The 21,782-nt window shown below is 68.8% G+C and carries 22 protein-coding genes; 8 read left to right on the plus strand and 14 right to left on the minus strand.

The annotated features are described in order from the left end of the window. Positions 1–98: 98 nt before the first annotated feature. The 4 genes from VH569_RS08630 to VH569_RS08645 are packed head-to-tail and all read left to right on the plus strand — an operon-like array spanning position 99 to position 4,068. Positions 99–1,217: an ABC transporter ATP-binding protein gene (locus tag VH569_RS08630; protein ID WP_423314975.1), complete on the plus strand. Its 1,119-nt coding sequence runs from the start codon at positions 99–101 to the stop codon at positions 1,215–1,217. 59 nt (positions 1,218–1,276) lie between these two features. Next, positions 1,277–2,323, plus strand: a complete 1,047-nt coding sequence (locus VH569_RS08635) for an ABC transporter substrate-binding protein (RefSeq protein ID WP_423314976.1) — start codon at positions 1,277–1,279, stop codon at positions 2,321–2,323. Between the two features lie 35 nt (positions 2,324–2,358). Then, the gene (locus tag VH569_RS08640; protein ID WP_423314977.1) at positions 2,359–3,216 is read left to right on the plus strand and encodes an ABC transporter permease; all 858 of its coding nucleotides are present in this window, start codon (positions 2,359–2,361) and stop codon (positions 3,214–3,216) included. 15 nt (positions 3,217–3,231) lie between these two features. After that, a complete protein-coding gene (locus VH569_RS08645) occupies positions 3,232–4,068 on the plus strand; it encodes an ABC transporter permease (RefSeq protein ID WP_423314978.1) in 837 nt (278 codons plus the stop codon). Positions 4,069–4,074: 6 nt separating this feature from the next. Here the strand turns inward: VH569_RS08645 and VH569_RS08650 are convergent, their stop codons facing one another. Beyond that, complete coding sequence (locus VH569_RS08650) at positions 4,075–4,428, minus strand: hydroxyisourate hydrolase (protein ID WP_423314980.1); 354 nt, start codon at positions 4,426–4,428, stop codon at positions 4,075–4,077. Between the two features lie 26 nt (positions 4,429–4,454). On the opposite strand from VH569_RS08650, the gene VH569_RS08655 reads away from it, so the two are divergent. The 3 genes from VH569_RS08655 to VH569_RS08665 are packed head-to-tail and all read left to right on the plus strand — an operon-like array spanning position 4,455 to position 7,788. Continuing rightward, on the plus strand, positions 4,455–5,651 hold the full coding sequence (locus VH569_RS08655; protein WP_423314981.1) for an MFS transporter: 1,197 nt from the start codon (positions 4,455–4,457) through the stop codon (positions 5,649–5,651). Beyond that, a complete protein-coding gene (locus tag VH569_RS08660; protein WP_423314982.1) occupies positions 5,648–7,054 on the plus strand; it encodes an amidase in 1,407 nt (468 codons plus the stop codon). The genes VH569_RS08655 and VH569_RS08660 overlap by 4 nt, the downstream gene beginning before the upstream one ends. Beyond that, the gene (locus tag VH569_RS08665) at positions 7,051–7,788 is read left to right on the plus strand and encodes a GntR family transcriptional regulator (protein ID WP_423314983.1); all 738 of its coding nucleotides are present in this window, start codon (positions 7,051–7,053) and stop codon (positions 7,786–7,788) included. The genes VH569_RS08660 and VH569_RS08665 overlap by 4 nt, the downstream gene beginning before the upstream one ends. Before the next feature lie 21 nt (positions 7,789–7,809). Here the strand turns inward: VH569_RS08665 and hydA are convergent, their stop codons facing one another. Genes hydA through VH569_RS08695 form a run of 6 tightly spaced genes read right to left on the minus strand, consistent with a single transcriptional unit; the run spans position 7,810 to position 14,117 of the window. Next, positions 7,810–9,246, minus strand: a complete 1,437-nt coding sequence (gene hydA / locus VH569_RS08670; RefSeq protein ID WP_423314984.1) for a dihydropyrimidinase — start codon at positions 9,244–9,246, stop codon at positions 7,810–7,812. A gap of 37 nt (positions 9,247–9,283) precedes the next feature. Continuing rightward, positions 9,284–10,030, minus strand: a complete 747-nt coding sequence (locus tag VH569_RS08675) for a maleate cis-trans isomerase family protein (protein WP_247879520.1) — start codon at positions 10,028–10,030, stop codon at positions 9,284–9,286. Positions 10,031–10,072: 42 nt separating this feature from the next. Beyond that, on the minus strand, positions 10,073–11,407 hold the full coding sequence (locus VH569_RS08680; protein ID WP_423314985.1) for an amidohydrolase family protein: 1,335 nt from the start codon (positions 11,405–11,407) through the stop codon (positions 10,073–10,075). Continuing rightward, entirely contained in the window at positions 11,404–12,222 is an 819-nt protein-coding gene (locus VH569_RS08685; protein WP_423314986.1) for an ABC transporter ATP-binding protein, read from the minus strand. The genes VH569_RS08680 and VH569_RS08685 overlap by 4 nt, the downstream gene beginning before the upstream one ends. A gap of 4 nt (positions 12,223–12,226) precedes the next feature. Then, positions 12,227–13,048: an ABC transporter permease gene (locus tag VH569_RS08690; RefSeq protein WP_423314987.1), complete on the minus strand. Its 822-nt coding sequence runs from the start codon at positions 13,046–13,048 to the stop codon at positions 12,227–12,229. A gap of 52 nt (positions 13,049–13,100) precedes the next feature. Further along, positions 13,101–14,117, minus strand: a complete 1,017-nt coding sequence (locus VH569_RS08695) for an ABC transporter substrate-binding protein (protein WP_423314988.1) — start codon at positions 14,115–14,117, stop codon at positions 13,101–13,103. A 223-nt stretch (positions 14,118–14,340) separates the two neighbouring features. Between VH569_RS08695 and VH569_RS08700 the strand changes: the two genes are divergently transcribed. Beyond that, complete coding sequence (locus tag VH569_RS08700) at positions 14,341–15,069, plus strand: GntR family transcriptional regulator (protein ID WP_423314989.1); 729 nt, start codon at positions 14,341–14,343, stop codon at positions 15,067–15,069. Between the two features lie 23 nt (positions 15,070–15,092). Here the strand turns inward: VH569_RS08700 and mnhG are convergent, their stop codons facing one another. From mnhG to VH569_RS08735, 7 genes are read right to left on the minus strand one after another with little or no spacing between them, the layout of a single operon-like run. Continuing rightward, on the minus strand, positions 15,093–15,512 hold the full coding sequence (mnhG, locus tag VH569_RS08705) for a monovalent cation/H(+) antiporter subunit G (protein ID WP_423314990.1): 420 nt from the start codon (positions 15,510–15,512) through the stop codon (positions 15,093–15,095). Continuing rightward, positions 15,509–15,790 (minus strand): K+/H+ antiporter subunit F, encoded by a 282-nt coding sequence (locus VH569_RS08710; RefSeq protein WP_174469222.1) that lies wholly within the window; start codon positions 15,788–15,790, stop codon positions 15,509–15,511. The genes mnhG and VH569_RS08710 overlap by 4 nt, the downstream gene beginning before the upstream one ends. Continuing rightward, complete coding sequence (locus VH569_RS08715; RefSeq protein ID WP_423314991.1) at positions 15,787–16,287, minus strand: Na+/H+ antiporter subunit E; 501 nt, start codon at positions 16,285–16,287, stop codon at positions 15,787–15,789. Before VH569_RS08715 ends, VH569_RS08710 begins: the two co-directional genes overlap by 4 nt. Continuing rightward, a complete protein-coding gene (locus VH569_RS08720; RefSeq protein WP_423314992.1) occupies positions 16,284–17,912 on the minus strand; it encodes a monovalent cation/H+ antiporter subunit D in 1,629 nt (542 codons plus the stop codon). The genes VH569_RS08715 and VH569_RS08720 overlap by 4 nt, the downstream gene beginning before the upstream one ends. Further along, a complete protein-coding gene (locus VH569_RS08725; protein ID WP_377806781.1) occupies positions 17,909–18,253 on the minus strand; it encodes a Na+/H+ antiporter subunit C in 345 nt (114 codons plus the stop codon). The genes VH569_RS08720 and VH569_RS08725 overlap by 4 nt, the downstream gene beginning before the upstream one ends. Beyond that, a complete protein-coding gene (locus VH569_RS08730; protein ID WP_423314994.1) occupies positions 18,253–21,219 on the minus strand; it encodes a monovalent cation/H+ antiporter subunit A in 2,967 nt (988 codons plus the stop codon). The genes VH569_RS08725 and VH569_RS08730 overlap by 1 nt, the downstream gene beginning before the upstream one ends. Positions 21,220–21,270: 51 nt before the next feature. Next, positions 21,271–21,768 carry a PTS sugar transporter subunit IIA gene (locus VH569_RS08735; RefSeq protein ID WP_423314995.1) on the minus strand — a complete coding sequence of 166 codons (498 nt, stop codon included), beginning with the start codon at positions 21,766–21,768 and terminating at the stop codon, positions 21,271–21,273. Positions 21,769–21,782 lie beyond the last annotated feature (14 nt).

Here is a 21,782-nt window from a genome sequence, read left to right on the forward strand (position 1 = left end):
GGCTATCATATTGCTATATAACGCAAAATGCAAAATCGGCATGCCGTTTGCTAAAGAGGAAGGCAATCGAACGGCAACGCGAAAGGGATGGTGCAGCCATGGTCAGCGCTTCGCCCAACGGCCCGGCTTCCCCGCGCGGGCAGACGCTTCTTCTCGACGGGATCACCCAACGCTACGGCACGTCGCTCGCGGTGAACGAGGTTACGCTCGACATCCGCGGCGGTGAACTCGTGGCGCTTCTCGGCCCGTCGGGCTGCGGAAAGACCACCCTGCTGCGGATCATCGCCGGTTTCCTCGCCCAGACGAAGGGGCATGTGATGGTCGGCGGCAAAAGCGTGGACGGGCTGCCACCCAACCGCCGCTCGGTCGGCATCGTCTTCCAGAACTACGCGCTGTTCCCGCACATGACGGTCGCGGAGAACGTCGCCTACGGCCTGGATGCACGCGGCGCCGACCGCGCCACCCAGCGCAGCGAGGCGCAACGCATGCTGGATCTGGTCAAGCTCGGCCATCTGGGCGACCGCACCCCGCGCCAGCTGTCCGGCGGCCAGCAGCAGCGCGTGGCGCTGGCCCGCGCGCTGGCGGTCAACCCGTCGATCCTGCTGCTGGACGAACCCTTCGCCGCGCTGGACAAGAATCTGCGCCTGGACATGCAGATCGAGGTCAAGCGCATCCAGCGCCTGTCCGGCATCACCACCATCCTCGTCACCCACGACCAGGAAGAGGCGCTGTCGATGGCCGACCGCGTCGCGGTGCTGAGCCAGGGCAAGCTGGAACAGTTCTCCCCGCCGACCGAAATTTACGACACGCCCGACAGCCTGTTCGTCAACACCTTCGTCGGCTCGGCCAATTTGCTGGGCGGCGTGCTGGTCGACAGCGACCGCAGCTCCGGCCGGGTGCGGCTGGACGCCGGCGGACTGATCGAGACCCGCGCGCCCAAGGGCGATCTGCGGCCGGGCTCCCGCGTCACCGTCTGCCTGCGCCCCGAACATCTGAGCGTCGATCCCGCCACGGGCGACACCGAGACGCTGAACGGCGTGGTGGAGATGGGGCTGCCGCTGGGCGCCACCGTCGTCCACGAAATCCGCGTCGGCGACGGCACCGCCGTCAAGGTGTCGGAACCGCGCATCCAGCGCACCGACCTGCTGGCGCCCGGCACCCCGGTGCGGCTGGCACCGGTCGCCCCCCGCCTCGCCTCGGTCTTCGCCGCGGCCTGAATCTCCTCTTCACCCCCCTCCTCTCACCTTCAGGCCCCTCTCACCTTCAGGAGTGAACGATGCTGCTGACCCGCCGCAATCTGATGCAGACGGCGCTGACGCTGGGTGCCATGCACGCCTTCCCCGGCCTGACCTGGGCGCAGGCGCGCCCGCTGGTCTTCGCGACCTTCACCGGCAGCTGGGAGGAAGCCCACAAGGCCGTGCTCGTCCCCGCCTTCCGCAAGGCGGCGGGCAACGCCAACATCGTCCTCGACCCGATGCTATCGGTCGACCAGATCGCCAAGGTCAACGCCGCCAGGTCCAACCCGCCGATCGACGTCATGCTGCACGATCCGGGGCCCGCGCTCCAGGCCATCGCGCAGGATCTGGTCGAACCCTATCCGGTCGAACAGAGCGCCTATTACAAGGACCTGATCCCGGCGGCTCAGGTCCCGATGGGGCCGGCGCCCTTCTTCCAGGTGGTCGGCATCACCTACAACCCGGAGACGGTGAAGACGCCGCCGACCTCCTGGGCCGACCTGTGGAAGCCGGAATTCAAGGGCCGCGTCGGCATCACCAACCTGAACTCGACGCTCGGCACCGGCTTCATGGTGGAACTCGCCAAGATGCATGGCGGGTCGGAGGCCAACATCGACCCGGCCTTCAAGGCCATCGAGGCGCTGCGCCCCAGCCTTGCCGCCGTCGCCGCCAATCCCGGACAGCTCGCCACCCTGTTCCAGCAGGGCCAGATCGACATTTCCCCCGGCAACTTCAACGCCATCCAGATCCTGAAGGCGCGTGGAGTCCCGGTGGAGTTCGTCATTCCGAAGGAGGGCGCCATCGCCTTCAAGACGACCATCCACATCGTCAAGAACTCCCCCAACAAGGAACTGGCCTTCAAGCTGATCGAAGCCGCCATGTCGCCGGAGGTGCAGGCCACGCTGATGGAGGAGCCCTACCTGATCGTGCCGACCAACACCAAGGTCGCGATCAAGGGCGAACTGGCCAAGACGCTGGCCAAGGACCATGCGGAGATCGCGAAGAAGTTCGTGTTCCAGGACTGGGGCAAGATCAACGAGCAGCGCGCCGCCTGGATCGAGCGGTTCAACCGCGAAATCCGCGTCTGACCGCTCAATAGCCCGCCAGCCGGAGGAGGCGCCCCATGGCCGCGACGTTGCGCGACGTCACCACCTACGACCTGAAGCTCGCGGCTCCGCTGGCGGCGGGCTTCGTCCTGTTCTTCGTCACGCCGCTGGTGATCCTGCTGGCGCTGAGTTTCCAGACCGACCCGCAGGGCGGCCATTACGGGCTGACCCAATATGTCGCTTTCCTGGGCGACAGCTTCAGCCTGGGGGTTCTGGGTTCGACCCTGTGGCTGGGGGTGAAGGTGACGGTGCTGACCCTACTGCTGGGCTATCCGGTGGCATGGCTGCACCAGCGCTCTCCCGGCTGGGCCAGGGGGATCATCATGCTGCTGGTGCTGCTGCCGCTGCTGACCAGCGTGGTGGTGCGCACCTTCGCCTGGGTGGTCATCCTGGGCCGTCAGGGCATCGTCAACGCCACGCTGTCCTGGATCGGGCTGATCGACACGCCGCTGAAGCTGCTCTACACCGAGGGCGGCGTGGTCGTGGCGCTGGCACAGGTACAGATGCCGCTGATGGTGCTGCCGATCATCACCGCGCTGAGCCGCATCGACCCGAATTTCGCCGACGCCTCGTCGGTGCTGGGGGCCGGGCACTGGCGGACCTTCCGCAAGGTGATCCTGCCGCTGTCGCTGCCGGGCATCGTCGCCGGCTGCCTGCTGACCTATGCCGCGGCGATCACCGCCTTCATCACGCAGAGCCTGATCGGCGGCGGCCAGATGCTGTTCATGCCGATGTACATCTACCAGCAGGCTTCGACCCTGCAGAACTGGCCCTTTGCCGCGGCGATCTCCATCGTCTTCCTGCTGTCGGTGCTGGTGGTGGTGTCGATCTTCAACGCTCTCGGCCGCCTGTCGCGCGGCTATGCCAACGCCTGATCCGGGGAGGCAGCGATGTCCGATTACGCAAAGCCGGTCTCCGGCGGCCGCCGCATCGATTTCGATGCGCTCAGCTTCCGCATCGTCATGACCGGCATCGCGCTGATGGCGCTGGTCCTGCTGGTCGCCCCGACGGTGGTGGTGATCTGGGTGTCCTTCACCAGCGGCTATTCCCTGAAATTCCCGCCGCCCGGCTATTCGCTGCGCTGGTACGCCGAACTGTGGGACGCGTGGCAGCTTCAGTTCGCGATGATGAACAGCCTGACGGTGGCCGCCTGGGCGACCGGCCTGTCGATCCTTCTGGGGGTTTCCGCCTCGCTCGGCATCGCCCGCTCGCCGACCCTGACGGCCAAGGTGCTGGACAGCCTGTTCCTGTCGCCGCTGGTGCTGCCGGCCCTGGCCTTCGGCCTGTCGTCGCTGATGTTCTTCTCGATGATCGGGGTGCCGGTGTCGCCGCTGACGCTCATCATCGGCCACACCGTCGTCTCGGTGCCCTTCGTCGTCCGCAACACCGTGGCCTCGCTCGCCCAGATGAACCCGTCGCTGCTGGAGGCCTCGTCCAGCCTGGGTGCCGGGCGCTGGTACGGCTTCCGCCGCGTCACCCTGCCGCTGATCCGGCCCGGCATCATGGCGGGCGGCTTCATCGCCTTCATGGCGTCCTTCGACAACGTCCCCGTCTCGCTGTTCCTGCGCGACGCCGCCACCGACATGCTGCCGATCCGCATGTGGCAGGATCTGGAAGGCCGGTTGGACGTCACCGTCGCGGCGCTGTCGGGCGTGCTGATCGTCGTCACCATCGGCCTGATGCTGGTGATGGAACGCGTCGCCGGTCTCTCCAAAAGGTTGACCTGACCCCCGTCACACACCGAGAAAGAGGGAAACCCCGTAGGGGGTGAACTTGAAGGGCAGATGCAGATGGCGGTCGAGGTCGGTGACGACGAAGCGGAACGGAACGATGTCGAGGAAGCGGGCCTGCTCCTCGGCATAGCCCGCCGCCTGCAGCCAGTCGCCAACATGGAACAGCACCTCGTGCGGGCCGGCGGCGATGCCGTCGCCGCGCACGGTCGGGTGGTCGAGTTGGCCGTTGGCGCCAAGCTCCCCCGCCGCCAGCAGCCGGCGCTCCGGGGTCAGCGCGTGAAGCTCCACCCGCATGCCCTGGGCGGCGACGCCGCGCGCCACATCCACACCATGGATCGAAATTCCGCCAGCCATGCTGTCTCCGTCTTCGGTTCGCCGAAATGGTAGCCGAGACGGCGACGGCAACGCCAGCGCCGCTGCTCCCCCCGCTGCTGCCGGCACTGGTCGGCATGACCGGTTTGCAGGCGCTGGTCGCGCTGGCCCTGTTCGCGCCGGGGGTGCTGGCGCCCCGATTGGGGATCGACCCGGCGGGGCTGGGCCTGTTCACCACCACCGGCTTCGCGGTCGGGATGGCGGCGTCGCTCTATGGCGGCGTGCTGGCCGGACGTCTCGGGCCGTTCCGGATCGCCAGCCTCTGTGCGGTGGCGGTCGCCGCCGCCATGCTGTGCGCGATGACGGGCGGGAGCGCCGCGGGGCTGCTGGCCGCCGGTGTCGCCATCGGCCTTGCCTGCGGACCCGAGACGCCGGCCAGTGCTGCGATCCTCGGCCGGCTGGTCCGGGAAGCAGACCGGCCGATGGTGTTCTCCGTCCGCCAGACGGGCAACCAGATCGGCGCCATCGCCGGATCGCTGGCTCTGCCGCTTCTGGCCGTCGCCTTGGATCCCCGCGCCGGCTACGCGGTCATCGCCATGCTGGCGCTGGCCTGCATTCCGGTCTTCGAGCGGCTGCGGCCCGTCTACGATCCATTGACCCGCAATGCCGCCGCAGGTTTCGGATTGGGCACGGCGGTGCAGTTGCTGCGCGGCGACCCGGCGCTGCGGCGGATGGCGCTGGCAGCCATGCCCTATTCCGCCAGCCAATTGACGCTGAACGGTTTTTTCGTGGTCTTCGCCGTGACGGAACTGGGGCTGGAGCATGTGTCGGCCGGGGTGGCGCTGGCCGCCGGGCAGGCGGGCGGGCTGGTGGGACGGCTCGGCTGGGGCGTGGTGGCGTCGCGCTGGATGGCGCCGCGCCGGCTGGTCGGCCTGCTGGGGCTGGGCATGGCCGCGGCATCGATCCTGGTGGGATGGGCCGGCGCCGCCCTGCCCTTCCCGGTGCTGACCCTGGCGACCTTCCTGTTCGGATTGACCGCCAGCGGCTGGAACGGCGTGTTCGTGGCCGAGGTCGCGCGGCTGGCCCCCGCCGGCCGCATCGGCGAGGCGACAGGGGCGGTGATGGTCGGCGGCTTCGCCGGACTGATCGCCGGACCGATCCTGCTGGTCGCCGCCGCCGCGGTCAGCGACCTCGCCACCGGCTATGTCGCCGTCGGCCTGCTGGCGGCGCTGGCCGGCCTCAGCCTTCTGAAGGACAAGCGATGACCACTCCCCCGCGCGCCGCCGCCCCACGCGCCGCCGCCATTGCCGAAGCCGTGCGCATGGGCCGCAGCAGCGCCCGTGCCGAAACGGAAGCGGCGCTGGCCCGCATCGCCGCCGGCAATCCGGCGCTGAACGCCTTCGTCTTCGTCGACGAGGCCGAAGCGCTGGCAGAGTCGGATGCGGTCGACCGCAGGCTGGCCGCTGGGGAAACGCTGCCGCTGGCCGGGGTGCCGGTCGCGGTCAAGGACACCATCTGGGTCGCCGGCCGGCGCGTGACCCAGGGATCGCGCCTGTTCGCGGACTTCCGCGCTCCGGCCGACGCCATCGCGGTGGAGCGGCTGCGCGCTGCCGGCGCCGTCATCGTCGGCATGACCAACAGCTCCGAATTCGCCTGCAAGGGCGTCACCATCAACCCACTGTTCGGACCGACACATCACCCGCAGGACCCAAGCCTGACCCCCGGCGGGTCGAGCGGCGGGCCGGCCGTGGCGGTGGCGGCGGGGCTGGTGCCGCTGGCGCTCGGCACCGATGCCGGCGGGTCGAGCCGCCGCCCGCCCGCCCATGTCGGCGCGGTCGGGTTCAAGCCGTCCTTCGGCGCCATTCCCTATGGACCGGGTTTCGCCGAGCCCTTCACCGGCATTGCCGTGATGGCCCCCATCGCCGCCGATGTCGCCGACGCGGCACTGATGTTCGAGGCGCTGTGCGGGCCCGATCCGCGCGATCCCGAATCCATCGCCATCGCCCCGGCAGACACCCGACCGCCCGAAAGCCTGACCGTCGCCTACAGCCCCCGCCTCGGCCTGGATGCGCCAATCGACGAGGATGTGCGGCAGGCGGTCGAACACGCGGTGGAACTGCTGGAACGGGCGGGAGTCCGCGTCGTCCGACGCGATCCGCCCTGGCCGACCGGGGTGACGGAAACGGCGCTGATGCCCTTGCAGCATGCCGGGCTGGCCACCCTCTACGGCGACGCCTTCCGCCGCGATCCGGCCCGGTTCGATCCCGACATCGCCGCGCAGATCGAGCGTGGACTGACCCTGACGGGACCGGAGGTCGCGGCGGCGCAGTTGCTGGGTGTGGAGGTCGCACGCGCGCTTGCCGGCTTCTTCACCGACAACGACCTGCTGCTCGGCCCGACCACGCCCTGCGTCGCATGGCCGCTCGACCGGCTGGGTCCGGAGACCATCGGCGGACAGGCGGTACCGCCACGCGCGCATGCCGTCTTCACCCCGCTGTTCAACCACGCCAAGGTCCCCGCCCTCAGCCTGCCCTGCGGCACCGGCCGTGCCGCTCTGCCGGTCGGGTTGCAGGTCGTCGCCCCGCGCGGGCTGGACCGGCGGGTGCTGCGCTTCGCCGCCTTCATCGAAACGCTGCTCGCCACTGGCGGGCGAGGACTGGCCGGATGAGCATGGACAACACCGTTCCCGGCGACGTTTCCGGCGACACCCCCGAAGCCGCCCCCCGGCGGCGCCGGACGGTGCCGCCGCCGCCTCTGGCGGAAATGGCGGTGGAGCGCCTGCGCTCCATGATCATCTACGGCGAACTACCACCCTCGGCCCGGCTGATCGAGCCGGAGCTGAGCGAAAAGCTCGGCATCTCCCGCACCCCGCTGCGCGAGGCGCTGAAGCTGCTGGCGGCCGACGGGTTGGTGATGCTGCGCCCCAACCGCAACGCCATCGTCGCCCCGCTCGATGCCGACGAGCTGATCCACCTGTTCGAGGCAGAAGGCTGCATCGAAAGCTTCGCGGCGAAGCTCGCCGCCGAACGGATGACCGCCGCCGACCTGCGCCGCCTGCGCGGCTTCCAGGACAGGATCGAGGCTTTGCAGGGAGCCGGCGCGCTGGAGGAGTATTTCTCCATCAACCAGAAGATCCACCGGATGATCGTGTCGGGCGCCAAGAATCCGGCGCTGGTGGACGCGCATGACCGGCTGCTCGGCCGGCTGGCGCGGGCGCGCTATTTTGCGCTGGGCGCCCAGGGCCGCTGGAAGGAATCGGTGCTCGAGCACCGCGAGATCCTGGCGGCGATGGAGGCCCGCGACGGCGAGACCGCCCAGCGCCTGTTCATGCACCATGTCGGCCGCACCGGCGAGGTGGTGGCCGCCGCCTGCGCCTCGCCCAGGGCACGGCGGGCGGTGTAAGAGCACCGACCGCCGGGACCGTCAGAACGGCAGGACCGGCGCCGGGGCGCTCTTGGGACGGGCGGGCGCCGGCAGGCCGCAGGGCAGGAACCGGCCACGGCCGGGCTCAGCCAGCAGCGCGCCGTCACGGCACACCACCGCTCCGCGCGAGATCGTCGCCACCGGCCAGCCCATGACCTCCATCCCCTCATAGGGGGTGTAGTCGACATTGTGGTGCAGCATGGCGTTGGTAACGGTGACCCGGCGGTTCGGATCCCACAGGACGATGTCGGCGTCGGCCCCCACCGCGATGGTGCCCTTGCGTGGATGCAGCCCGTACATGCGGGCGGGGTTGGTGGCGGTCAGTTCCACGAATTTGGTCAGTTCCATCCGCCCGGTCATCACGCCGGCGGAGAACAGCAGCGGAAGGCGCGTCTCCACCCCCGGAATGCCGTTGGGCACACAGCGGAAAGGCGCCTGTTCGCCGTGGACCCTCTTGCCGCCCGGACCGTCGAAATGGAACGGCGCATGGTCCGACGAAAAGACCTGAAAGGTCCCGCCGGTCAGCCCATCCCAGATGACGGCCTGATTGGCGGCATCGCGCGGCGGCGGGGAACAGATGCACTTCGCGCCCTCGAAACCCTCCCCACCCAGATCGTCGGCGGTCAGGAACAGATATTGCGGACAGGTCTCGGCATAGATCCGCAGGCCGCGTCCCTGCGCCCAGCGGATCTGCTCCACCGCGTCGGCGCCGGAGACATGGACGATCAGGATCGGCACATCCACCAGCTCGGCGAGCGAGATGGCCCGGTGGGTGGCCTCGCGCTCCGCGACGCGCGGGCGGGAGACGCCGTGGAAGAAGGGCGCCGTCTGGCCGGCGCGCTCCAGCTTCTCGGTCAGCCAGGCGATGCAGTCGGCATTCTCCGCATGCATCATCACCATGGCGCCCTCGCTGCGGGCGATGTCGAGAACCTCCAGAATCTGGCGGTCGTTCAGCTTCAGCGCATCGTAGGTCATGTAGATCTTGAAGGACGTGTAGCCCTCGCGGATCAGTGCCGGCAGTTCCTGGCCCAGCACCTGCTCGGTCGGATCGGTGACGATCAGGTGGAAGGCATAGTCGATCACAGGCTTGCCGGCGGCCCGCCGATGATAATCGTCCACCGCCTCGCGCAGCGACCGTCCTTTTTCCTGGCAGGCGAAGGGCAGAACCGTGGTGGTGCCGCCGAAGGCGGCGGAGCGGGTGCCGGTCAGGAAGTCGTCGGCCATCACCGATCCGTCGCCGGTCGGCTGGTCGAAATGGACATGCCCGTCGACGCCGCCCGGCAGGACCAGCAGCCCTGCGGCGTCGATCTCCTCGGCTCCGGGGGCGAGGCCGGCGCCGAGCGCGGCGATGGTCCCGCCGCGCACGCCGACATCGGCCTTGAACACATCCGACGCGGTGGCGACCGTGCCGTTGCGGATGACCAGATCGAACTCCATGCTCCCCTCCCCCGTTTCAGCCCTCAACCGTCAGCGGTCAGCCGTGCAATTCCCGGAACAGGCTGCCCCAGCCCTCGACCCGGCGGGTGTCGACGCCGGTCATGCGCAGCGCCTTCCACACCACGGTGGACACGGTGTCGTAGACGGGAATGCCCAGCGCCTTCTCAACCCGCTCCGCCACCGGGGCGCCGCGCATGTTGGTGCAGATGATGGCGATCGCGTCGGGCTTGGCTTCCGCCACCTCGGCGCACATGCGCTCGATCCGCTCCTCGGTGATCTCGGAGAAGGAGAAGTTGCCGCGGTCGTTCAGATGGCGCTCCGCCACCACCTCGAAGCCGGCGGCGTTGTAGTTGGCGACCATCCGCTCCTGGATCTCGTCGAGATAGGGGCTGACGATGGCGAAGCGCTTGCGTCCCGTCGTCTCCAGAATCTCGTTCAGCGCCAGCATTGAGGTGCAGGCCGGAATGCCGGTCTCCGCCGCGATGGTGCTGCACAGCCGCTCGTCGGCATCGAAGCCGAGCCAGCCGGCCGAGGTGCCGTTCCAGCCGATCACGTTCAGCTTGGCGTCGGCCAGCAGCCGGGCGGCGTCGAGGAAAGGTGCATCGGTGAATTGGTCGAGTGCCGCGGCGCGCAGCGAGATCTCTTTGACGGTGAAGCGGCCGAAATGGGCCGACACCTCCGGCAACCCGCTCAGCATGGCGGAGGTCACCGGCTCGAGAACCGTGTTGGAGGACGGGGTCAGCATCCCCAGAAGGACGCGCTTGGTCAGATCAGGCGTGGTCATGTTCGGTCCTTATCGCTTCAGGCGTTTCTTGTTTTCAGGGATTTAAGCGCGCGCCCACAGCGCGCGGGCGGCCTCGTCGGCCTCGATGCAGATCCGCTCCAGATCGGCGCGCAGCAGACGGCCGTCCTCGACCAGAACTTCGCCGTCGACCATCACCATCTCCACGTCGCGGCCCTGGCCGGTGTGGACCAGCGTGCCGAGCGGGTTGGTCTGCGGGCGCAGATGCGGACGGCGGCTGTCGAACACCACCAGATCGGCGCATTTGCCGACGGTGAGCGTGCCGATCCGGTCGGCCATGCCGACGGCCTGGGCCCCGCCCAGCGTCGCCATGCGGAAGACATCGGCCGGCTGCCAGTCGGCGGTGACGCCGCCCTGGCCAACGCGGCCGGTGGCGAGCGCCCAGCGCATCGTCTCCACCATGTCGCCATGCTGGGTGTCGGTGCACAGCGCCAGATTGACCCCTGCCGCCTTCAGGGCCGGGGTCGGCGCCAGCCTGCCGGAGGCGGCGTTGCATTTGGGCACATGCACCGCATGGGCGCCGGCGCGGGCCAGCCGCGCGATGTCGTCGTCATCGACATAGAGGCAATGGGTGGCGAGAAGCCGGTCGTTCAGCATCCCGGTCTCTTCCAGCAGGGCCGCGGGAGAGAGGCCGGTGGAGGCGCGGACGCGTTCCACCTCCACCCGGCTCTGCGCCAGATGGGTGTTGACGCGCATCCCGCGGGCCGACGCCTCGGCGGCGAGGGTCCGCAGGAAGCCGGGGGAGCAGGTGTCCGGCGCATGGGCGGCCATCTGCACCGCGATGCGCCCATCCAGCGCCCCGTGCCAGCGGTCGTGCAGGTCGAGCGTCCGGCGCAGCAGATCCTCGCCGATCCCGGCATCGAAACGCCATTCCCCCTGCGGCACGCGGGCGAAATCCACGTCATGCACCCGCCAGCCGGCATGGACCCTCAGCCCCAGCTCGGCCACGGCCTCCAGCGTCGCCTCGGCATGGACGAAATGGTCGCAGACCAGAGTGGAGCCGGACAGCAGCGCCTCCGCCACGCCCAGCCGTGCGAGCGCCCGCGCCTCCTCCGGCGTGGCGTCGGTGCCCTTGGGAACGCCGGGGGTGTAGGACGGGGCGAAGCCGAGATCGGCGGCGACGCCGCGGACCATCACCAGCACCGCATGCAGATGGGCGTTGACGAAGCCCGGCGTCACCAGCCGGCCGGGACGGTGCAGCGTGCGCTCCGCCGCCGGCAGCCCGGCGGCGACCGGGGCCAGATGGGCGATCCGGCCGTCGCGGATGCCGATGGCGGCATCTTCGATGATGCCCAGCGCCGGATCGCCGGTGATGGCGGTGACGCCGGTCAGCAGCAGATCGAGGGGAGCGGGGTTCATGCCGCAGCACCCTGTCGGCTCACCGCCATGGAGCCCGGCTTCGCCTCCTTGCGCTGCTGCATCCCTTCCTCGCGGATCAGGTTCAGGATGTGGCGCTTGTGGTCGTTGAACTGCTGGCTGGTGATGTCGCGCGGGCGCGGCAGGTCGAGGTCGATCAGCTCGCGCACCCGGCCCGGCCGGCTGGTCAGAACAGCGACCTGCGTGCCCAGCACCAGCGCCTCGTCGACGCTGTGGGTGACGAAGACGATGGTGCAGTGCTGCTTCTGCCAGATGGCGACCAGTTCCTCCTGCATGTCCATCTTGGTCTGGGCATCCAGCGCCGCGAAGGGCTCGTCCATCAGGATGACCTGCGGGTTCAGCAGCAGGGCACGAGCGATGCCGACGCGCTGACTCATGCCGCCCGACAACTCCGCCGGATAGTGGTTCTCGAAACCCTGGAGCCCGACCATGTCGATGTATTCCTGCGCTGCGGCCCGGCGGTCGGCCTTGCGCCAGCCCTTCAGCCGCAGATGGAAGGCGACATTCTCCCACACCGGCAGCCAGGGCATCAGGTTGGCCTGCTGGAAGACCATGCCGCGGTCGGCGCCCGGCCCGTCCACCGGCTTGCCGCCGACCGTCACGCTGCCGCCGGTCGGCTTCTCGAAGCCGGCGATCATGTTCAGCAGCGTGGACTTGCCGCAGCCCGACGAACCCAGCAGGCACAGAAACTGGTTGGGTTCCACCGACAGGCTGACATCGTCGATGGCCAGCAGGTCGCGCTTGCGCTTGGCGTCGCGGAAGATCTTGGTGATGTTCTTCAGCTCGATGGAGGCCATGGCGTCAGCCCTCCCGGCTTTGCAGGGTGGATCCGTGCTGCCAGTGCAGCGCCACGGACATCAGGAGCTTGATCAGGCCGTCGGTCGCATAGCCGAGCAGGCCGATGCTGGCCATGGCGGCGAGCACGAGGTCGTAGCGCAGGAAGTAATAGCTGTCCCACAGCACGTACCCGAGGCCGCTCTTGACCGCGACCATCTCGGCGGTGACGGTCAGCATCCAGGCGGCGCCGATGCCGATGCGCAGGCCGGCGAAGATGCTGGGCAGGGCCGCCGGGAACACCACATGGCGCAGAAGCTGCTGTTCGGTGGCGCCCATCATCGCGGCGGCGCGGATCAGGTTGCGGTCGGCCGTCTTCACCCCATGGATGGTGTTCATCAGGATGGGGAAGAAGGCGCCGAGGAAGACCAGGAAGATGGCCGGCTTGTTGGCGATGCCGAACCAGATGATCGCCACCGGAATCCAAGACACCGGCGGAACCGGGCGCAGCATCTGGATCGTCGGCTCCACCGTCCGCTCGACCCAGCGCCACCAGCCGATGGCGATGCCCAGAAGGATGCCGCTGGCCGCCGCGATGGCATAGCCGGCGGCGACCCGCATGGCGCTGGACAGCGCATCGGCAAACCAGCGCCCGCTGTTGGCCTGGCTGGTCTCGTCGAAGCCGAACACCCAGTCGCCCCACGCATGCAGGACCACCGTCGGCGGCGGCAGCAGCGCCGCGGGCAGAAGGCCGGACCGCGACACGGCCTCCCAGGCCACGAGGATGACGAGGGGAACGACCGCCCTTTCCCAGGCGAACCGCTCCCAGATTTTTCCTATCGCCGTCATGAACCGGACTCCTGTCCCATGAAACATCTGGCCGGATAGAGCCGGCAGCCGATCAGAAGCCCAACTCGGTCTTCGGCTTGGCCGTGACGGTTTCCAGGAAGCTGTAATCGAGGTTCTTCTCGGCCGCGGCGGAGACGTCGTGGCTGATGTATTTCAGGTCGCGCATCATCGCGGCGATGGCGAGCGTGCTGTCCTTGTGCATGGCATAGTCGGGCGCGGCGTTCTTCAGCGCCTCGGCGGCGACCGTCTTGTCCATGCCGGTGTATTTGTTGATGGTGTCGACCCAGGCGCCCCGGTCGGCCTTCAGCTTGTCGACCAGCGCCACGACGGACGCGACGGTGGCCTCGACCGCCTTGGGATGCTCCTTGATCACGTCGGAGCGGGTGACGATCAGGTTGGTCAGGTTGCCGGCGGCCTGATCGTAGGGAAGCGTGAAGTGCCGGCCGGCTCCGCTGCTGCGGATCTGCGAGGCGAAGGGCTCCACCGTGCAGATCACGTCGACCTCGCCGCGCTGGAGGGCGGCGGCATGGTCGGACGGGTTCGGGATGTTGACGAACTGCACGTCCTTGTTGGCGTCGATCCCGTTCTTCAGGAAGGCGCCGCGCATGTGGATGTCCTGCGCATTCCCGCGCGAGGCGGCGACGCGCAGCGGCTCGCCCTTTGCCTTGCGGTCGGCGATCAGCGCCTTCAGCCCGGCCCAGTCGTCCGGCTTCAGCTCGATGCCCTTGGCGGTCAGGATTTCCGACCCGCCATTCACCTGGCCGGAGATCGCCACCACGTCGAAGCCCTTGTCGAGGGCGGTGATGTAATGGAGGTAGGTGACCTGCGCCACGTCGATGCTCTTGGACACCAGGGCCGTCAGCACGTCGTTGCCGGAATTGAAGTTGATGGCCTCGATCTTCACGCCCTTCGCCAGATCGGGCGTCAGCGCCATCGGCAGGCAGTGGGCGCATTTGGCGAAGCCCAGCTTCACCGCCTCCATGTCGGCGGCCTGGGCGGTCGCGGCGGCCGCGGACAGAGCGAGGACCGCGCCGGTGACGGCGCCAAGCGTGAAGGATCGAAGCGACATGGGCAGGGTTCCCTGATGCGATTGCGATATTCCCTCTGTCGCAAACCGCGTGCCAGATTGTATACAATATGACGATTTTAGATTTATTATTTAATATCAATGCTATATAAGTTTTTTGAAACCAAGTGCACACCGCGTCTCTCTTGCCTTGTTTTTAAGCGCATGGCATCGTTTGCGCATAGCTGCACAATCATTCAGCATTATGGACATCGCCGGATCGACCATGGACATTGTGAAGACCGCCAAGTTCCCCGCCGGGCCGATCCGCCGTGAAACGCTGCACCATGGTGCCGTCGCGGAGCTGCGCGCGATGATCCTGTCCGGCGAATTGCGGCCGGGCAGCCGCGTGCCGGAGGTCCAGCTGTGCGAACAGCTGGGGGTCTCGCGCACCCCTTTGCGGGAAGCGCTGCGCGTCCTGGCGGCGGAAGGGCTGGTGGAACTGCGCCCGCACCGCGGCGCCGTGGTGACGCCGATCGACCCCAAGGAGATCGCCGCCATCTTCGAAGTGATGGAGGCGCTGGAGGCGTTGGCGGGCGACCTTGCCTGCCGGCGGGGCACGCCGGAGGAGTTCGCCGAACTCGACCGGCTCCACGCCCAGCTTCACGCCCAGTTCGATGCCGGCGACCGGCCGGCCTATTTCCTGACCAACCGGCAGATCCACGCCCGGATCGTCGCGATGGCGCGCAACCCGTCCCTGGACGCCACCTATGCCGGCTTCGCCTCCAAGATTCTTAGGGCGCGGTCGCTGGCCAATTACGATGAGGAACGCTGGCGGCACTCGCTGAGCGAACATGACGGCTTCATGGCCGCATTCCGGCAGCATGACGCGGCGACGGCCGGCGGCCTCCTGGCCGCCCACAGCCGGCAAACCGCCGATGCGGTGCTCGCTGCGCTGAACGGCTGCGGTTCAGACGATCCAGGCAACGTTGGGCGTCAAACCGCATCGCCGTGATGGGCGATCCCTGTCATACCGCATCACACATCCTGCCCGCCACCCAAGCCCGGCCGGGACTGAGGGTCAGAGCCGGAAGTGCGCGCGTCCTGGCCGGAGGGCGGCGGCGGCACCTCGTCGCTTCCCTCGCTGCGGTCGCGGTAGAGGGCGGCGCGGGCCAGCAGCATCAGGGTGATCGGGGTGGTGACCACCATCAGCGCGGTGATCAGCACCTCGTGCAGAATCGCCCTGGATTCGAGAACCGAGAAGACCAGCATCGAGGCCAGCAGGATGCAGCCGATGCCCAGGGTCGAGCCCAGCGTCGGCGCGTGTACCCGCTGGTAGAAGCTGCCGAACCGCAGCAGCCCGACCGTGCCGATCAGGGTCAGCACCGCACCGGCCAGCAGCAGCAGGGCGGCGGGAATGGCGGCCCAGGCGGGGAGATCGGCCAGATGGTTGTTCATTCGATGACCTCGCCGCGCATCAGGAACTTCGCCAGCGCCGCCGTCGACACGAAGCCGAGCAGGGCGATGATCAGAGCCGCCTCGAAATAGAGGATGCTGCCGTTGCGGATGCCGAAGGTCAGCAGCAGCATCGTCGCCGTGACGTAGAGGGTATCCAGCCCCAGCACCCGGTCCTGTGCCCGCGGCCCCCGCAGCACCCGGAAGGTCGCGAAGGCCATGGCGACCACCAGCATGATCTGGGTGAGGAAGATCGTTCCCATCAGCAGGGTCAGGATCATTCGAACAGCTCCATCAACCGTGTCTCGTAGCGGCCCTTGATGGTGTCGATCCACTCCTGCTCGTCCACCAGATCGAGGATGTGCAGAAGGATGGTGTTCCGCCGCCGGTCATAGGCGACCCACACCGTGCCGGGAGTGGCGGTGACGATGCAGGCGAGCGTCGCCAGCCCGTAGGGCGCCCGCAGATCGAGCGGGATGCGCAGGAAGCCCGACACCCGTCCGCCGCCGCCCGGCCGCAGGATGATCTTCGCGACCGCCCAGTTGGAGCGGAGGATATCCACCAGCACCACACCCAGCAGCGACAGCGCGGCCTGCGGACGGCGGAAGCGTCCGCCCGGCAGGTCGAGCACGCCCAGCGTCGCGGCCGTCCCCAGCGACAGAACGCCGCCCAGGATGATGGTGCCGGGGGCGACGCTCTCGTTCAGCAGCAGCCAAACCCCCAGCAGCGTCGCCGTCATCATGGGATAGGGCAGCAACCGCCTCATCAGCCGTCTCATCGGGCACCTCCGGCCGTCGGGCCCGCCATCGGGATGCCGGACAGCACGGCACCGTTATAGTCCTGCGGCGCATGGAGCGCGCGCGCGGTGTCCTCCATGTAGCGCATGGCCGGTCCGGCCTGGATGGTCAGCGCCAGATTGAGGGCGAGCAGCAGCAGGACGGGCGCGATCTCGGCCACCCGCACCCGCGGCACCTCGGCGGCCGGCGAGGCCCAGAAGGCGTCGATGCCCACCCGCGTCATCGCCACCACCGTCGCCAGCCCCGACAGCACCAGCGCCGCCAGCAGGATCCAGGTGGTGACGGGAACCTCCGGCCCGGCGGCCAGCAGCGGCGACAGGATGGCGAACTTGGCGAGGAATCCGGACAGCGGCGGCAGGCCGGCCAGCAGGAGCGCGCTGGACATGAAGCCGATGCCGAGGATCGCCATCGTCGCCGGAATGGGGACGCCGGCCCCGCCGCCACCCCCGCCGTCGTCGGCATCCTCGTCGTCGCCTTCGCCGAAGGCCTCGCGGGTCACCGCCAGCACGTCGGCGCCGACCCCCCGGCCGCGCTCCACCAGCTCGACCAGCAGGAAGAAGCCGGCGACCGCCATCACGGAGCTGGTCAGATAGAACAGAACCCCGCCGGTGACCGCCATCTGGCCGGCGCCGATGGCCGCCAGCAGGGTACCGGACGACACCAGCACGGTGGCGCCGGCAAGCCGCGCCATGTTCTGCGTCGCCAGTACGGCGATGCAGCCGAAGCCAATGGTCAGCAAGCCGCCGATCAGCAGGACCGTGCCGCCGAAGCCGCTCGACGCCCCCGCCCCCTCGCCGAACACCAGCAGCCACAGCCGCAGCACGGCATAGATGCCGACCTTGCTGAGGATCGAGACGATGGCGGCCGACGCCGAGCCCAGGGTGGAATAGGTGTTGGGCAGCCAGAAGCCCAGCGGCCACATCCCCGCCTTGATCAGGAAGGCGAGCCCCAGGATCGCCGCGCCGGCCTCCAGCAGCCCGCGATCCTCGGCAGCCAAGCTGGCAACGCGGCCGGCGAGATCGGCCATGTTGAGGGTGCCGGAAACGCCGTAGATCATGCTGACGCCGATCAGGAACAGCAGCGACGCCGACAGGTTGATCGCGACGTAATGCAGCCCCGCCCGCACCCGCGCCAGCCCGGAGCCATGCAAAGCGAGACCGTAGGAGGCCGCCAGCATGATCTCGAAGAAGACGAACAGGTTGAACAGATCGCCGGTCAGGAAGGCGCCGTTCAGCCCCATCAACTGGAACTGGAACAGCGGGTGGAAATGCGCCCCCGCCTTCTGCCAGCGCGGCAGCGAGAAGGTCAGGGCGGCTACGCCCAGGATCCCGGTCAGCACCAGCATCAGGGCGGCGAAGCGATCCAGCACCAGCACGATGCCGAAATTCGCCGGCCAGTTGCCGAGCCGGTAGACCCGGATCCCGGCGGCACCCGTATCGGCGACGCTCAGCGCCAGAATCGCCAGCCCCAGCAGCATCAGCGCCGACGCCATGCCGATCGCGGCCTTCAGCGTGCGCTGCCGCTCGTCGATCAGCATCATCACCGCCCCCGCCAGCAGGGGCACGACGATGGGGGCAATCGTCAGATGGTCCATCCAGCCGCTCACCGGCCGCTCTCCTTTCCGTCGACATGGTCGGTGCCGGTCAGGCCGCGGGCGGCGAGCAGCACGACGAGGAACAGGGCGGTGGTGGCGAAGCCGATGACGATGGCGGTCAGCACCAGCGCCTGCGGCACAGGGTCGGCATGCATGGCAAGATTGCCGGCCCGGCCGCCCTCAAGGATCGGCGCAGCACCCGTGCGCAGGCCGCCGGTGGAGAAGATGAACAGGTTGACGGCATAGGAGAGCAGCGACAGGCCGACGATCACCTGGAAGGTGCGGGGCCGCAGCAACAGCCACACGCCGGAGCCGGTCAGCACGCCGATGCCGAGCGAAAGGATCAGTTCCATCAGTCGTCTCCCACGGCAGTCTGTCCCAGGGGGGTCGCAACCGGTTCGGGCACCGCCGGAACCTCCGGCGGACGGGGGGCGGCGGCGCGGTGGCCGCGCAGCGATTGGCGGGCCAACGCGATCAGGATCAGGATGGTGGCTCCCACCACCAGGGCGAAGACGCCGATGTCGAACAGCAGGGCGCTCGCCACCGGAACCTTCCCCAGCACCGGAATCTGCGAATAGGCGAAATAGCTGGTCAGGAACGGCCGGTCGAACATCCAGGCGCCGAGCCCGGTGCCGGCGGCCAGCAGCAGGCCGATGCCCATCCAGCGCATCGGCAGAACGCGCAGCCGCGCCTCGACCCACTGGGTGCCGCCGAACATGTATTGCAGGATCATGGCGATGGCGACGGTCAGGCCCGCGGCGAAACCGCCGCCCGGCAGATCATGGCCGCGCAGCAGCAGGAACAGCGCCACCAACAGGATCACCGGGAACAGCAGACGGGCGATCAGCGACGGGATGAACAGCCAGTCGGCCACGGTGTCGCCGTCCTTGCGGTCGGGCCGCGAGGCGTCGAAGGCGCTCTGGTCACGCTGCTGCTCGGGAACGTCGACGCTGTCCGACGCCGGGCGGAAGCGGCGCAGCAAGGCATAGGCGGTCATCGCCACCACCCCCAGCACGGCGATCTCGCCCATGGTGTCGAAGCCGCGGAAATCGACCAGGATGACATTGACGACGTTGGTGCCGCCGCCCTCGCTGTAGGCCAGCTCCAGGAAATGGCGGGCCAACAGCTCCGGCGGAAAGCGCGTCATCACCCCGAAGGCCAGCCCGGCCATGCCGGCCCCGGCGGCGACCGCGATGCCAAGGTCGCGCAGGCGCCGGGTCAGCGTGACCGCCTCCGACCCGCGGCCGCCGGCGCCGCCCATCCGCTTGGGCAGCCAGCGCAGGCCGAGCAGCAGCAGGATGGTGGTGACCACCTCGACCAGAAGCTGGGTCAAAGCGAGGTCGGGGGCGGAGAACCAGACGAAGGTGACGCAGACGACCAGCCCGGTGCCGCCGAGCAGGATCAGGGCCGCCAGCCGGTGGAACTTCGCCTGCCAGGCGGCACCCAGGGCGCAGGCGGCCCCCAGCAGCCAGATCAGCGCCAGCACCGGGTCGATCCCGGACGGCACCAGATTGCCCGGCCCCACCCCGCGGGTCCAAACGGTCCAGCCGGCGGCCAGCACCGCGGCGGCCACCACCAGCCGCAGCTGCGGCTGCAGGCGGCGGGTGCCGAGCACGCCTTCGGCGGTGCGGGCCAGCCGCCAGGACAGGAAGACCATCGTCCGTTCGAACATGCGCCGCCCTTCCAGGCTGCGGATCAGCGGCGGCCCCTCGATGCCCTTGGCGAGGTGGCTTTGCAGCAGCCGGTAGAGGATCAGCCCGGCGGCGAAGGCGGCCATGCTCATCACCAGCGGCAGGTTGAAGCCGTGCCATACCGCGAGGCTGTATTCCGGCGTCGCCGCACCCAGGGCGGCGCGGGCGGCCATGTCGAGATAGGGGCCGACGGTGGCGGCCGGCAGGATGCCGATGACGATGCAGGCCAGCACCAGCACCTCGACCGGGAAACGCATCCAGGCCGGCGGCTCGTGCGGCTTGTGCGGCAGGTCGACCGGATCCGGCCCGAAGAAGGTGCCGTGGATGAAGCGCAGCGAATAGGCGACGCTGAAGGCGCTGGCCACCATCGCGGCGACCGGCAGAATGTCGAAGAAAACCGGAAGCGGGTCCTTGGCGGAGAGCGCCTCGGCGAAGAACATCTCCTTCGACAGGAAGCCGTTCAGCAGCGGCACGCCCGCCATCGCGCCGGCGGCAATCAGGGCAAGACGGGCGGTGAAGGGCATGAAGCGGTTCAGCCCCGACAGCCGCCGGATGTCGCGCGTCCCCGTCTCGTGGTCGATGATGCCGGCGGCCATGAACAGCGAGGCCTTGAAGGTGGCGTGGTTGATGACGTGGAAGATCGCCGCCACCATCGCCAGTTCGCTGTTCAGGCCGAGCAGCAGGGTGATCAGGCCGAGATGGCTGATCGTCGAATAGGCCAGCAGCCCCTTCAGGTCATGCTGGAAGATGGCGACATAGGCGCCGAGCAGCAGGGTGGCGAGACCGGCCGACCCGACGATCCAGAACCACGCCTCGGTCCCCGCCAGCACCGGCCACAGCCGCGCCATCAGGAAGACGCCCGCCTTCACCAGCGTCGCCGAATGCAGGTAGGCCGACACCGGGGTCGGCGCCGCCATGGCGTGCGGCAGCCAGAAATGGAAGGGGAACTGCGCGCTCTTGGTCAGCGCGCCGAGCAGGATCAGCACCAGCGCCGGCAGGTAGAGCGGATGGGCGCGGATGAGGTCGCCGGCCGCCAGCACCGCGTCGAGTTCATAGCTGCCGACGATGTGGCCGAGGATCAGCACGCCGGCGAACAGGCAGAGGCCGCCGGTCGCCGTGACCGTCAGCGCCATGCGGGCACCGTCGCGCGCAGCGGCGGTGTGGTGCCAGTAGCCGATCAGCAGGAAGGAGAAGAGGCTGGTCAGTTCCCAGAAGAAGGCGAGCTGGATCAGGTTTCCCGACAGCACCACCCCCGTCATCGACCCCATGAAGGCGAGCAGGAAGGCGAAGAAGCGCGGCACCGGATCCTCGGCCGCCATGTAATAGCGGGCGTAAACCACCACCAGCGCGCCGACCCCGAACACCAACCCGGCGAAAAGCCAGGCGAAGCCGTCCATCCTCAGGGAGAAGTCGAGCCCCAGCGACGGCATCCATCCGGCAGTGAAGCGGAGCACGCCACCCGCCGAAACCGTCGGGTAGGCCGCCCACACCATCGCCAGCCCGAGCAGCGCCACCCCGCCGGCCAGCCACGCCGCGGCGTTGCGCGCATGGGTGGGCAGCAGTCCGGCGGCGACCGCGCCGACGAAGGGCAAGGCGATGGCGATCAGGAGCGGGAGTGCGTCGGGCATGAAATCCTACGGCAGACTGGCGGCACACTGGAGCGGCGGCGATGGACGGCGTCAGAAGCCGGGGGATGCGTCGTTGCAGTCCCGGTCGTCCTCGTCCTGGGCAACGGCCTGGACGACGATCTGGGCCGCGTCGTCGGCGGTCTTGGCGCCGCGCAGCCGGCGCAACGACTGCGGATCGCGCAATGCCCCGCAGATTTCCGCCATGGCCGCCAGCAGCCCCTTGCGGTTCGATGCCGGCCAGAGCGCCAGGAAGACCAGATCGACCGGCTCGTCGTCGCGCGCGTCGAAATCGACCGCGCGCTGGAGACGGGCGAACAGGACGACCGGGGCCGCCAGATCGGCAAGCTCCGTGTGGGGAAGCGCCACGCCCCTGCCGAGCGCGGTGGAGCCGATCTTCTCCCGCGCCTGCAAGGCTTCCAGGATCTCGGGCGCCGGCCGCCCGCTGCGGCCGGCAGCCTCCGCCGCCAACTGGTCGAGCAGCGCCGCCTTGTTGCCGGGCGCGGCATCGAGAATCACATCGGAAGCGGAAAAATGGTCAGCGATGGTCATCCGGTTCTCCATTC

It is taken from the genome of Azospirillum sp. 11R-A, assembly GCF_049472615.1.
GTDB classification, from domain to species: domain Bacteria; phylum Pseudomonadota; class Alphaproteobacteria; order Azospirillales; family Azospirillaceae; genus Azospirillum; species Azospirillum palustre.